The organism is Microcystis sp. LE19-41.2A (assembly GCF_027530405.1).
Taxonomy (GTDB): Bacteria; Cyanobacteriota; Cyanobacteriia; order Cyanobacteriales; family Microcystaceae; genus Microcystis; species Microcystis aeruginosa.
Genome location: NZ_JAPZQJ010000046.1, coordinates 1 through 13,211, shown reverse-complemented (window position 1 = coordinate 13,211; position 13,211 = coordinate 1). Strand labels below are relative to the sequence as shown.

Here is a 13,211-nt window from a genome sequence, read left to right as displayed (position 1 = left end):
CAATGGACGGGGGTTATAAGGGATGGAACCCTTATAGAGAAAGGCATTTAGCGATTTTTGTCAATTGTTTTTGCTCTAGAGCGAACTAATCAATTAAGTCTCTTGCCAGATAAGGATTTAGTCGATTTATGCCCCCCTATCGAACCATACCAAGTAGCGAAGAACCGGAGTCAGGAGTCAGTATTCAGTATTCAGGAGATAGGGTGATAGGGTGGTCACTGCGTGCGCGTTGCGGAGGGTTTTGGGGTGATAGGGTGATGAGACAGCTTCCCCACTTCCCCACTTCCCCACTTCCCCACTTCCCACTTCCCCACTTCCCCACTTCCCCACTTCCCACTTCCCCACTTCCCCACTTCCCACTCCCGATTCCCTTCCTCATTCTCCATTTTCCTATGAAACTAACAGCAATGTCCTTTAATATTCGCTACGATAAACCCGATCCTGATGAGCGTAATTGGCGAGTAAGAAGGGAAGCAGTAGCGGCTCTAATTGCTCACTATTCTCCCGATATAATTGGTACTCAGGAAGCTCGCGCTAATCAATTATTGGATCTACACCGTTTATTGCCAAAATATCAAAGTTTAGGCAGTGATCGCAGGGGGACAGGATTAGATGAACATTGTGCGATTTTATATCAACCAAGTCGGTTAAAATGTTTAGAAATATACGAATTTTGGCTATCAGAAACTCCTGATATTGTTGGCAGTATCACTGAAGCTTGGGGTAATCCTTATCCCCGCATGGTAACGGGGGCTAAATTTCGCACTCTTGAGGGGCAAACTTTGCAGTTTTATAATACCCATCTCGATTACTATAGCGACAAAGCTAAGGACTTAGGTGCTAAGTGCATACAAGAGCATTTTTGTCAACTAGATTTAACAGAAGATTACCTATTTTTAACGGGTGATTTTAATGTTAATTCTCAACGATTACCCCGTCAGATTTTAACTCAACCTCTCCAGTCAGAAATTAGATTAAAGGATGCTTTAGCCGATTTGGAATTAGCCGAACAAATGAGCTTTAATAATTACACCGATACCCCTTATTTAGCCATCGATACAATTTATTATGATAACCGTTTACAGTTAGATTGGGCAAAAGTCGATCCTTCCCGTTGGTTGAATCTTATTCCTTCCGATCATTATCCCGTAATTGCTGCTTTTACCTTGCCCTAAAAATAGATGATTTTTTTATTTAGCAAATATATACAGGGTAAAAGCTTCAGCAGACTTTGGTGATTCAGTGGTTAAATTTGTTCGGTGTTTTAAACAGGAAAAAACCTCAAGAAGTGATATTTTTGTGGCTATTAAGTAGCTGGTTATAATTAAATTAAAAATAGACCTCTTGCATAATTAATTTTTCAGGGTTCAAAAACGGCAAAAATAAGGATTAAATGGCATAAATTCTGTAAATAGACCATTTAACTGATTATTATTCATTCTTAATTCTCCTGACTACTGACTACTGGCTACTGACTCCTAACCCTAACAACAATTTTTGATTTTTACAAGAGGTCTAATGGATTTTAGGTTCGATCCCCCCTGCCCCCCTTGATAAGGTAGGGTTGATTCATGAATCAACCCTACCATTGATAAGGGGGGTGTCTGATAATTTTTAACGCCTACCTAATTATCGATGCAATTCTGTTTATTTTCCTCCGGGGATTAGTTACCAATCCTCTGTTTATTTGATTAATTCCACCCCATCTTTGCCGTCAATCTCTTGTAGATAAACTTTTACCTGTTCCTCGGCTGCGGTGGGTAGTTTTTTGCCCGTAAAATCCGGGTGAATTGGTAATTCCCGATGACCACGATCAACGAGGACTAATAAGCGGATTTTTTGCGGTCTGCCATACTCAATAATAGCATTGAAAGCGGCGCGGATCGTGCGACCTTTATAGATAACATCATCGACTAAAATCACGGTTTTTCCCGTGACATCTAGGGGCATTTTGGTTTTAGCAGGAGTGCGGGTTTTAATGCGATCGAGATCGTCGCGATAGAAGGTAATATCGATCGCTCCCACGGGAACTTTTACCCCTTCTAAGCTCTCAATTTGATTAGCAATTAAATTAGCTAAAGGCACTCCTCGCGTGTAGATACCGATCAAAATCAAGTTATTTAAATCGCCACTTTTTTCGATAACTTCGGAAGCCAAACGGGTAATAGTGCGACGAATTTCGTCAGCCGAGAGAATTTCAATTAACTGTGGGGTCATAATTTTCCAAGACAAGGGGGGATAGGGGATAGGGAAATTTTGACGGAAATGGACTTTTTTTTTCTTTTTCTTTTTCTTTTAAAACCATCTTGCCACTAACGAATATAATTATTTTCACTTACCTATTTTACCTCGATCGCTCATGAGTGATGAATTATTGCAAAAATCTGCCCTAGAATTAGCCCAACTGATTCGCACTAAACAAATCTCCCCCCTAGAATTAACCCATTTATACCTCGACAGAATTGAGAAATTTGACTGTCAAATTGGTAGTTTTGTCCATGTCGCCAGGGAAAGCGCCCTAGCAACCGCGGGCGCCCAAACGGAACAATTAAGTCAAATCGCCGCTACTGCCGAATTACCGCCTTTTTTTGGAGTTCCCACCGCCATTAAAGACTTAAATGCCGTCGCCGGAATGCCGGTTAGTTACGGAGTCGCCGCTTTACAGGGAAATATTGCCCAATACGACGAAGGAATCGTCACCAGAATGAAAATGGCGGGTTTTATCCTTCTGGGCAAAACTGCCACTTCCCAGCTAGGTTCCTTTCCCTACACCGAAAATCCGGGTTTTTTGCCGACTCGTAACCCCTTCAACCGCGATTATACCGCAGGAGGTTCCAGTGGCGGTGCGGCGGCGGCGGTAGCGGCGGGTTTCTGCCCGATTGCCCAGGGTTCCGACGGTGGCGGTTCCATTCGTACTCCGGCGGGTTGTTGCGGTTTGGTGGGGATAAAACCCAGTCGCGGGCGCGTTTCCTATGCCCCGGTGGGGGAATTTCAAAGCGGTATCGCCACTAACGGCACTCTTTCTAAGACGGTGGCAGATGGGGCGGCGCTGCTTACCGTGATTTCGGGCTATACGACGGGCGATCCCTACTGGCTACCCGATCCGCCCTTTTCTTTCCTAGAAGCCACTCAGAGAGGCGTAAAACCCCTAAGAATCGCTTTTTCTACTTCCATATCCCCCTTCGGCGAAGCGGCTGCCGTCTATAAAAATGCTGTGATCGAGACGGCTAAAATTTTAGAGGGTATGGGGCATCACTTAACGGAGTATTCTCCCGATTTACAGGCTTTAATCGCTCCTTTTCGGCGTATTTGGCAAGCGGGGACGGCAGCGACGGGAATTCCGAAGGAGTTATTAAGTCCCCTTAACCAATGGTTATTAGAGAATTCTGGCAGCGCGGGGGAATACCTGCAAGCGGTGCGGCAGATGCACGTTATTTCGCGGCAAATTGTGGCGATGTTTGATAATTTTGATGTCTTACTTTTGCCCATTTTCCTACATCAACCCCCCGGAATTGGTGAGTGGGAAAATTTACCACCGGAAGAAGCGGTTAATAAGATGATTGGTTGGATTGCCCCTTCTCCGATTGCTAATGCGAGTGGTTTACCTGCGATTGCTTTACCCACAGGGGTTGATAGTCAGGGTTTACCCGTGGCAATTCAGTTAGTGGGCAAACCTGCTGATGAAATCACTTTGTTAGGATTAGCGGCACAATTAGAGGCAGCTAATCCTTTAGGTTTGATGGCTAATTTTAAGTAGGTAGGTGTTAAAAGTTGTCAGACACCCCCCTTATCAAGGGGGGCAGGGGGGATCGGCACCCCCCTTATCAAGGGGGGCAGGGGGGATCGAAGCTAAAATCCATTTTTAATTCAATTATAACCAGCTACTTAACTAGCAAGACTTTCGGTAAATTGGGGAATGGAAGCGATAAGTTTGCGGGTGTAATCACTTTGGGGAGAGTTAATAATTTGGTTAGCTGTACCCATTTCCTCAATTTTACCTTTATTCATCACCATAATCCGATCGCTCATAAATCTGACGACACTTAAATCGTGGGAAATAAAGATATAAGTGAGATTAAATTCCTGCTGTAATTCTTTGAGTAAATTTAAGACTCCCGCTTGCACGGAAACATCTAAAGCAGAGACAGATTCATCACAGATAATAAACTGAGGATTTAAGGCTAAAGCGCGAGCAATACACACCCTTTGTCGTTGTCCTCCTGATAATTGATGGGGATAGCGATCAAACCAAGTAGGATCAAGTTTAACTCGTTCTAATAAATATTCTACTCGTTGCCGTCGCTTTTGGGAATTGCCGCCGGTATGATGAATAACCATCGGTTCTAAAATTGCTTTACCGATGGATAAACGGGGATTCAGGGAGTTGTAGGGATTCTGAAAAACTATCTGTAATTCCCGTCGCAGTAGTCTTAATTTTGGATCGCTGGGGTTTAATTTAGCGAGATTTTCTCCTCGGAAATAGATATCTCCAGAAGTGGCAGGAATTAAGCGCAGAATTGTCCTTGCTAAGGTAGATTTTCCGCATCCCGATTCACCGACTAAACCCAGGGTTTCCCCCCGTTTAACGGCAAAACTGACCTGATCTACGGCATTAAAAAAGGTCTTTACTTGCCCGAAAACTCCCTTAACTGGAAATCTAACCGATAAATTTTCTACCGATAAAATATTCTCGTGATCTTGTAAACCTTCAATTCTGCTTTCTTCCTCCTGGAGAGTAATAAATTTAACTGCTGGTGGAGTAATTTCCTGTAAGTCAATAATCTTACCTTGAGAGTCTTTTTCCACTCGTAAAAAATCGCTGACGGTGGGCAATTTTTCCGGACGAGAGTTTAAGCGAGGACGACAGGCAAGTAAACCTTTTGTGTAGGGATGTTGGGGAGAATTTAATACTTCTTCTTTCGGTCCTTGTTCGACAATTTCTCCTTGATACATCACGACAATTTGATCGGCAATTTCGTTAATAACTCCTAAATCGTGGGAGATAAAAACCATTGACATTTCTCGATCGCTTTTACACAAATCTCGTAATAATCTTAATATTTCTGCTTGGACAGTCACATCTAAAGCGGTGGTTGGTTCATCGGCAATTAATAGGGTAGGATTACAAGAAATCGCCATGGCAATCATTACCCTTTGTAATTGTCCCCCCGATAATTCGTGGGGATAACGCTTGAGAATTGCTTCTTTTTGTTCCTGAATATAAGTTCTAATTTTTTCCCTGACATGACCCTTATTTTCTAAGGTAAAAGTTTCTATATACTGCTCCTCCAACTGTTCATCACTGGGTAATAAGCGCACTTCTTGCAGTAGAGAGATGGCTTGATTTTTTGCCTGTTCAGTGGTGACTTTTTGATGCAGTAAAATTGCTTCGGTGAGTTGAAACTCGATGTTATAAACTGGATTAAGAGAACTCATTGGTTCTTGGAAAATCATCGCCATTTCTCCCCCGCGATAATAACGCAATTCTTCTGGGGGAATAGATAATAAATCTACTGCTTGCATTGACTGACCTTTTGCCGGACGAAAGCAAATTTCTCCCCCGGTAATTTTTCCAGGAGAAGGAACCAATCCCATGAGTGCGAGGGAGGTGACGGATTTTCCTGAACCCGACTCCCCCACACAACCGAGAACTTGACCTTTCTGCAAGCTAAAACTAATGTTATTAACGGCGACTGTTGTTCTTTTCTGATTAGAAAATTCAACGGTGAGATGGTGAACGTCGAGAACTTTGTTATCCATGGGTCTTTAAACAGAAAGACAGATTCGATTTACTTATAAATATAGCTTTTTCTGTTCCCAGTAGCTGGGTGCAATTAATTCGTAGATAGCTGGCGACATCTCGCTTGCAAGGGAGAATTTTGCCAGCATTAAGAAGATTTTCGTCTCTCAGCGATCGCCATTTACCAGAGACTTGTCAGACTAAATCCTGTTTAGAGTGATAATTGAGAATAGTTATACCAAATCCGGTTATTAAAAACTGATTATCTATTGCTCCTATTGCCTATTGCCTGTCCTGATATGTAGGGTTTGCTGAATAAATCTAAAAACCTTGTTGGGTAAAACTTTTAGACCTTTTGGCCATCAAAAAGTAATGGATCTGGGAGTGATCGGGGGAAAAATTCCTGGACTTTTTCCCTGAAAATTAGGTAATTGACCCCCTCAAAATCGGTAAAACCCTACACCCCACACCCCACACCCTACACCCTGCCCCCAGGAAAAACTTTTTGCCGCAAACCCTATGTAGCCTATACTCAACGGATTTAGTATAAAAAAGGAATAGAGCCTGAAACTCTATTCCTGAATCAAAAATTGCAGTTAATTTTTAACCCTATACTACCGCAGAAGTCAAAGCTTCTTTGAGGATAGCGGCTTTATCGGTTTGTTCCCAGGGTAAATCGAGATCATTGCGACCAAAATGACCATAAGCGGCCACATCTTGGTAAAAACGCTCGCCTCTTTCACTGGGTAAACCGCGCAGGTTAAAGGTTTGGATAATACCGGCCGGACGGAGTTCAAAGTATTTATTGATTAAGTCCAGAATCACATCATCAGCGACTTTGCCAGTGCCAAAGGTTTCCACGAAGAGACTCACCGGACGAGCTACCCCAATCGCATAACCCACTTGAATCTCGCACTTATCGGCCAAACCAGCAGCGACGATATTTTTGGCCACATAACGGCAAGCATAGGCCGCGGAGCGATCGACTTTGGTAGGATCCTTGCCGGAGAAAGCGCCGCCACCGTGACGAGAATAGCCACCGTAGGTATCGACGATAATTTTCCGTCCCGTTAATCCCGCGTCGCCTTGGGGTCCACCAATGACGAATTTTCCGGTGGGATTAACCAGATAACGGGTATTGGCATCGGGTTTAATCTCTAAATCGCTGAAGACCGGTTGTACTACCGCTTCCCAGAGATCACTTTTAATCTTTTGTTGGACGAGATCATTATCGGTGATATCGCCGATAGTAGCATCGTGTTGGGTAGAAACAAGGATAGTATCGATACCCACGGGACGACCATCTTCATAAATGACCGATACTTGCGTTTTACCGTCGGGACGCAGATAGGACAGTTCACCCGTTTTTCTGACTGCCGCTAAACGGCGAGCGATGCGGTGGGCTAAACTAATCGGTAAGGGCATAAATTCCGGGGTTTCATTGCAAGCGAAACCGAAGACAATACCCTGGTCTCCCGCACCAATTTTATCGAGTTCATCATTGCTGAGAAGTTCGCGATTTTCCTGAGCAGCCGTGACACCCTGGGAAATATCGGGAGATTGTTCGTCTAAAGCGACTAAAACGGTGCAACTATTCGAGGAAAAGCCGTTATCGGCGTTGATATAGCCGATTTCAGCGATTTTCTTGCGAACTAAATCGACGAAATGAACCTGTGCTTTCGAGGTGATTTCACCAGTAATCAAGACTAACCCTGTATTGACAACCACTTCAGCCGCTACACGACTGTGGTCATCTTGGGATAACAGAGCATCGAGAATAGTATCAGAAATCTGGTCACAAATTTTATCGGGATGTCCCTCTGTAACCGATTCGGAGGTGAACAAATAACGTTTAGACAAGTGATGTCCCTCACATAGTAGTACATTTGAACGCAAAAAAGATTCCAAGAAATCTTTGATCATACAGTGTAACAGGGAATTTGTAGAGATCCAGTATTTTCAATAAGAAACCGCCCGAACATTGTTCGGACGGAGTGTGGTGTGAGGAGTGAACGGAAACTTTCGTCTCCGCTAATTCCATTGTAGATGACAACTTAGAATCTTGAACGATTTGAAAGAAACTAGCCCAAAAAATTTTTATCTCTTGAAGGGGTTGACTAATGCCCGATACCCGTCTCGATGATGTAGCCTGAGTAATAGCGGTCGCAGAGCTATATTGAAAAATTATGACAGTCACAGCCGATTATTTAGAACAACTCAATCCTTCCCAGCGCCTTGCTGTTGAGCATTTTTGCGGCCCTTTGTTGGTGGTTGCTGGAGCAGGATCGGGAAAAACTAGCGCTTTAACCTATCGTATCGCCCATTTGATCCGTCATCACGGGGTCGAGCCGGAAAATATTCTCGCAGTCACTTTTACCAATAAGGCGGCCCGGGAAATGAAAACGAGAATTGAAAAAACTTTTGCTCAACAAAAAGCACAGGAAAAATACGGTCAAAGATTAGAACTTTTAGAAGAATACGAACAGAAAAAACTCTTTTCTCAAATTTATCGGAATTATACTAAAAAACTCTGGATTGGGACTTTTCACAGTCTTTGCGGTCGGATTTTGCGCTATGACATTAATAAATATCAGGATGAATATGGTCATAGTTGGCAAAGGAATTTCTCAATTATGGATGAATCGGATGCCCAGAGTTTGGTGAAAAATATCGTCACTAAACAGATGAATTTAGATGATAAAAAATTTGATGCTCGCAATCTACGTTATGCGATTAGTAATGCCAAAAATTTAGGTTTAACTCCCACGGATTACGCCAGAGAAAACCCTCATTTTCGGGGAAAGGTCATTTCTGAGGTTTATCAGGCTTATCAGATGCAATTGGCCCAAAATAATGCCCTAGATTTTGATGATTTAATACTGGTTCCAGTCCGTCTTTTTCAGCAAAATGAATCTATTCTCGGTTATTGGCATACGCAATTTAAGCATATTTTAGTCGATGAATACCAAGACACTAACCGGATTCAGTACGAGTTAATTCGGCTTTTGTCCACCAATGGTGAAACGAAAAAAAGTGAGTGGAATTGGACGGATCGATCGATTTTTGTGGTGGGTGATGCCGACCAATCTATCTATAGTTTTCGGATGGCAGATTTTACTATTCTGCTCAATTTTCAAGCGGACTTTGGCGATGGTTTACTCGATGATGATACTCGCACGATGGTGAAACTACAGGAAAACTATCGTTCACGGGAAAATATTCTGCAAGCGGCAAATAAGTTAATTGAAAAGAATAGTCAAAGAATCGATAAAGTCCTTGTTCCCACCAGAGAAGGAGGCGAGAGTATTTATGTTTTTAAAGCCAGAGATGAACAGGAAGAAGCAGCTTTTGTTATCGATAAAATTCGAGAATTTACTCAAGAAAACCCCGAATTAAATTGGGGTAGTTTTGCCATTCTCTACCGAATTAATGCCCAATCTCGCCCCTTTGAAGATGGGTTAATTCGCAATAATATCCCCTATAATATTGTCGGGGGATTTAAATTTTATGATCGACAGGAGATTAAAGATGCGATCGCTTATTTACGAGTGATTGCCAATCCTGCTGATACCGTTAGTTTACTGAGAATTATTAACACTCCCCGGCGCGGTATCGGTAAAACCACAATCGATAATTTGCTCAAAGCTGCCCAAGAATTAGGAGTACCTTTATGGGAAATTATCAGCGATGAAACTTCCGTTAATACTCTCGCCGGTCGTGCGACTAAAAGCATCAATAAGTTAGCTAAAATTATCCAAAACCTGCAAGAAAAAATCACCGATTTATCCGCTAGTGAAATCCTAGACCAAATCATGGAAGATTCGGGATATATCGATGAGTTAAAACAGCAGGGAACCGAGGAAGCTGATACCCGCATTGAGAATATTCAAGAATTGTATAGCGCCGTCGTACAATTCCAAGAAGAAAACGAAGAAACCAATCTCCAGGAATTTCTCGCTAGTGCTAGTTTAGCCTCGGATTTAGATAATCTTCAGGAAGGTCAAGAAAAAGTCTCGTTAATGACCCTTCATTCCGCCAAAGGTTTAGAGTTTCCTATCGTCTTTTTAGTCGGTTTAGAACAGGGCATTTTTCCCCATAATCGTAGTTTAAACGATCCCATTGCTCTTGAGGAAGAACGCCGTTTGTGTTATGTGGGTGTGACTCGGGCCAAGGAACAATTATTTTTAACCTACGCAAAAGAAAGATATGTCTGGGGGAATAAAGAGATGAAGGTAGCTTCCCAATTTTTGCAGGAATTGCCCCCAGAATTGCTCACAAGCAACCTGAAACCGAAAAAGACCCCAAAAGTGGTTGCCATGGAAAAAACTGTCTCCGATCAAAGAAAATGGCAGGTAGGCGATCGAGTGTTACACTCTACTTTTGGAGAAGGAGAAGTGACCCATATCCTTGGTGAGGGTAAAAAAATGAATCTAGCGGTCAAATTTTCGGGTTTAGGTCAGAAAATCATCGATCCTCGCACCGCACCCATGCAACTTATCCACGAATAGGGAAAGACCTTAAGGAGTATTGCTAATCTCTACAATTATTGTTCCTTGCTCTAGTTGTTTCAACGCATCGGGTAAAGTAGCTGTCAGTAATCGCCGCAGATTCTGATTTGTGACATTACCACAGGTTAACCATAAAATTTGAGGAGGTGTTCCCAGACGACAAACCAAATCAATAAAGTCACTATCTTTGGTCATAATCACGGCATTTTCCGCTCGCGCTGCTGCAAAGATCTCGATATCTTGAGCATCTCGAAGGGATAAGTCTCGCAGGGACGATGCTTCTAAATCAAAGGTCGCTGATAACCAGCTTGCTAGAGTTGGGGGTAGTTGAGCATCAATCCAAATTTTCATGCCGTTAGTTTAGGAAAATCCGTACACCGTGCTGCAAAAAGTAAACAAGCTTGGATATCTGCGAGTTCCAAATCGGGAAAGTCTTCTAGAATTTCAGTTATGCTCACATTCTCCGCTAACATTTCCAAAATATCCGTTACTCGAATTCGCATCCCCCGAATACAAGGACGACCACCACACTGGCCGGGTGTTTGAGTAATGCGGGTAAGCAAGCTAACTGTTGAGTCCATAGAACGCATCTCGAAGATATTTAGTCTGCATTTAATTATCTTATCTGGTAATCCTAACAACCAATCCCTAGCACCCAACTGACACCCCCTGATTCCTCAACTCCGATCGCTACCTGCTGTTAGAATAGAGAATTGCGGTCAGACTGACGATAAAATTGAGAAGCTAAATCCTTGATTCTTAATAGTTGTTGAGCAACTTTCCGCCTAGTATCGCAATTATCCGATAATATGGGCAACAGCGAGTTAGTCTATTCAGTCTGTTAAAATTGACCCCCGTTGGTCGTATTCGCGCACTGTCTAACCTTTATGATGAGGATCAGTTAATATGGAATCAATGCAACCCACCGAGACCCAAAATCCGATTAGAACGGATTTACCCGGGTCTCTGAGCAAACCCAGCAGCAGCACCGAACAGATTTGGTCTGAATATGTAGAACCAGTTTGGGATTCGGTGATGTCCTATCTGGCTAACGTCCCCGATTATATCGGTAGTTTCTTCTCTGGATACAAAAAACCTTTAATCGTTCTGGGGGCAATTTTAGCCAGTTTTGTCACCGTGAAAGTTACCCTAGCGGTTTTAGATGCGATCGATGATATTCCCCTCCTTGCTCCTATCCTACAATTAGTTGGGATCGTTTACACTGGTTGGTTTGTCTGGCGCTATCTGCTCAAAGATGAAAATCGTCGCGAGTTATTAGCCGAAATTGATGCACTAAAAGCGCAAGTTTTTGGCAGTCACAATAACACTTTATAGATAGAATCAAGCATAAAAAACAAAGGAGTTGAGTGTTTCCGCTCAACTCCTTTGTTTTTGCACAAGAGCTTATACTATAGCGTTTTTCAGTCTAGTGAGGTACAAAAGTTATGGGTTTTAGGCAAAAGGCAAGAGGCAAAAAGCAATAGGGAGAATAAATAATCAGTTTTTAATATAGCGTTTCCCAATCTCATGAGGTACACCAAAATCTTAACTCCTGACTCCTGACTCCTCAAAACCTAAGACTCTGTACCTCACAACTATGGGAATTGCTATAACCAGATTTAATAGAGTTCTTGCATAATTAATTTTTGAGAGGGCAAAAATGAGAAAAATAAGCATAAAATTGCCTAAAATCCCTAAATAGGGCTGGCTGAATAAATCTAAAAACCTTGTTGGATAAGACTTTTGGACTTTTTTCCCCTCAAAAAGTACCAGATATGGGAGTGATCAGGGGGAAATTCAGGGACTTTTTCCCTGAAAATTAGGTAATTGACCCCCTCAAAATCGGTAAAACCCCACACCCCACACCCCACACCCTACACCCTGCCCCCAGGAAAAACTTTTTGCCGCAAACCCTACTTAACGTTTGTGATCAACTAATTGGCTGAGAGTCACCACCTGATAACCTCGATCGTGTAATTTCGCTAATAAATTCTTCAGCACGATCGCCGTATTCTCATCGAAAATTTGGGTCTGAAACCCCGCCGTTTTAGGTTGGCTTTGCTGTTAAATATGAGCATCGTTTACGAAATATATGCTAAAATATGAGACATGGAAAAAGCCTATTCTTACCGATTTTACCCGACACCCGAACAAGAGTCGCTATTGCGGCGCACTTTGGGATGTGTAAGATTGGTTTACAATAAAGCTCTCCACGAACGAACACAAGCTTGGTACGAAAAGCAAGAAAGAGTAGGCTACGCTCAAACTTCTTCAATGCTAACTGATTGGAAAAAGCAAGAAGAATTAAACTTTCTCAATGAAGTAAGCTGTGTACCCTTACAACAAGGGTTAAGACATTTACAAACAGCTTTTACTAATTTCTTTGCTGGTCGGACTAAGTATCCTAACTTTAAGAAAAAACATCAGGGAGGAAGTGCCGAATTTACCAAATCAGCCTTTAAATTTAAAGACAGACAAGTCTATTTAGCTAAATGCACAGAACCTTTACCTATTCGATGGTCAAGACAAATACCAGAAGCTTGTGACCCAAGTACAGTAACAGTCAGATTGCATCCTTCTGGACGTTGGCATATTTCAATTAGATTTGATGACCCAACGATTAAGCCATTACCAGTAACAGATAAAGCCATCGGAATTGACTTAGGAATTAGTAGCCTAGTAATTACCAGCGATGGAGACAAGGTATCTAATCCTAAGCATTTTAAGAAACATTATCGGAGACTGCGAAAAGCGCAAAAAAATCTGTCTAGAAAACAGAAAGGGTCAAAAAATCTGGAAAAAGCAAGAATCAAAGTAGCTAGGATTCACGCTCAAATCACCGATAGCAGAAAAGACCATTTACATAAGCTAACCACTCAATTAGTTCGTGAAAACCAAACGATTGTGGTTGAGAATTTAGCCGTTAAGAATATGGTCAAAAACCCGAAATTATCTCAGGCAAT

General features: G+C 42.3%; 10 protein-coding genes and 1 pseudogene. 6 read left to right on the top strand and 5 right to left on the bottom strand.

What is annotated here, in order from left to right:
- Positions 1 to 15 precede the first annotated feature (15 nt).
- A pseudogene (locus O9290_RS02330) lies at positions 16 to 207 on the top strand (hypothetical protein).
- 185 nt (positions 208 to 392) lie between these two features.
- Entirely contained in the window at positions 393 to 1,175 is a 783-nt protein-coding gene (locus O9290_RS02325; RefSeq protein ID WP_288059673.1) for an endonuclease/exonuclease/phosphatase family protein, read from the top strand.
- Positions 1,176 to 1,683: 508 nt separating this feature from the next.
- On the opposite strand, the gene pyrR is transcribed toward O9290_RS02325, so the two are convergent.
- The gene (pyrR, locus tag O9290_RS02320; RefSeq protein WP_002759497.1) at positions 1,684 to 2,217 is read right to left on the bottom strand and encodes a bifunctional pyr operon transcriptional regulator/uracil phosphoribosyltransferase PyrR; all 534 of its coding nucleotides are present in this window, start codon (positions 2,215 to 2,217) and stop codon (positions 1,684 to 1,686) included.
- 142 nt (positions 2,218 to 2,359) lie between these two features.
- Between pyrR and O9290_RS02315 the strand changes: the two genes are divergently transcribed.
- Positions 2,360 to 3,757, top strand: coding sequence for an amidase (locus tag O9290_RS02315; protein WP_288058593.1), 1,398 nt, complete (start codon positions 2,360 to 2,362; stop codon positions 3,755 to 3,757).
- Positions 3,758 to 3,885: 128 nt separating this feature from the next.
- Here O9290_RS02315 and O9290_RS02310 read toward each other — a convergent pair whose 3' ends face one another.
- Positions 3,886 to 5,760: an ABC transporter ATP-binding protein gene (locus tag O9290_RS02310; RefSeq protein WP_288058595.1), complete on the bottom strand. Its 1,875-nt coding sequence runs from the start codon at positions 5,758 to 5,760 to the stop codon at positions 3,886 to 3,888.
- Between the two features lie 589 nt (positions 5,761 to 6,349).
- Complete coding sequence (gene metK / locus O9290_RS02305) at positions 6,350 to 7,600, bottom strand: methionine adenosyltransferase (RefSeq protein WP_012267167.1); 1,251 nt, start codon at positions 7,598 to 7,600, stop codon at positions 6,350 to 6,352.
- 326 nt (positions 7,601 to 7,926) lie between these two features.
- Between metK and pcrA the strand changes: the two genes are divergently transcribed.
- Entirely contained in the window at positions 7,927 to 10,248 is a 2,322-nt protein-coding gene (gene pcrA / locus O9290_RS02300; RefSeq protein WP_288058596.1) for a DNA helicase PcrA, read from the top strand.
- A gap of 9 nt (positions 10,249 to 10,257) precedes the next feature.
- On the opposite strand, the gene O9290_RS02295 is transcribed toward pcrA, so the two are convergent.
- Positions 10,258 to 10,599: a DUF5615 family PIN-like protein gene (locus O9290_RS02295; protein ID WP_002759489.1), complete on the bottom strand. Its 342-nt coding sequence runs from the start codon at positions 10,597 to 10,599 to the stop codon at positions 10,258 to 10,260.
- The gene (locus tag O9290_RS02290; RefSeq protein WP_039899814.1) at positions 10,596 to 10,829 is read right to left on the bottom strand and encodes a DUF433 domain-containing protein; all 234 of its coding nucleotides are present in this window, start codon (positions 10,827 to 10,829) and stop codon (positions 10,596 to 10,598) included. Before O9290_RS02290 ends, O9290_RS02295 begins: the two co-directional genes overlap by 4 nt.
- Positions 10,830 to 11,154: 325 nt before the next feature.
- Between O9290_RS02290 and O9290_RS02285 the strand changes: the two genes are divergently transcribed.
- A complete protein-coding gene (locus tag O9290_RS02285) occupies positions 11,155 to 11,583 on the top strand; it encodes a CAAD domain-containing protein (RefSeq protein WP_002744522.1) in 429 nt (142 codons plus the stop codon).
- A 774-nt stretch (positions 11,584 to 12,357) separates the two neighbouring features.
- A partial coding sequence (locus O9290_RS02280) for an RNA-guided endonuclease InsQ/TnpB family protein (RefSeq protein ID WP_288086635.1) occupies positions 12,358 to 13,211 on the top strand: 854 nt, incomplete at its 3' end.

Coding starts and splice junctions, on each gene's coding strand:
- O9290_RS02290 (WP_039899814.1), bottom strand. CDS start 10,829: ATGGACTCAACAGTTAGCTTGCTTACCCGCATTACTCAAACACCCGGC.
- O9290_RS02310 (WP_288058595.1), bottom strand. CDS start 5,760: ATGGATAACAAAGTTCTCGACGTTCACCATCTCACCGTTGAATTTTCT.
- O9290_RS02315 (WP_288058593.1), top strand. CDS start 2,360: ATGAGTGATGAATTATTGCAAAAATCTGCCCTAGAATTAGCCCAACTG.
- O9290_RS02285 (WP_002744522.1), top strand. CDS start 11,155: ATGGAATCAATGCAACCCACCGAGACCCAAAATCCGATTAGAACGGAT.
- pcrA (WP_288058596.1), top strand. CDS start 7,927: ATGACAGTCACAGCCGATTATTTAGAACAACTCAATCCTTCCCAGCGC.
- O9290_RS02325 (WP_288059673.1), top strand. CDS start 393: ATGAAACTAACAGCAATGTCCTTTAATATTCGCTACGATAAACCCGAT.
- pyrR (WP_002759497.1), bottom strand. CDS start 2,217: ATGACCCCACAGTTAATTGAAATTCTCTCGGCTGACGAAATTCGTCGC.
- O9290_RS02295 (WP_002759489.1), bottom strand. CDS start 10,599: ATGAAAATTTGGATTGATGCTCAACTACCCCCAACTCTAGCAAGCTGG.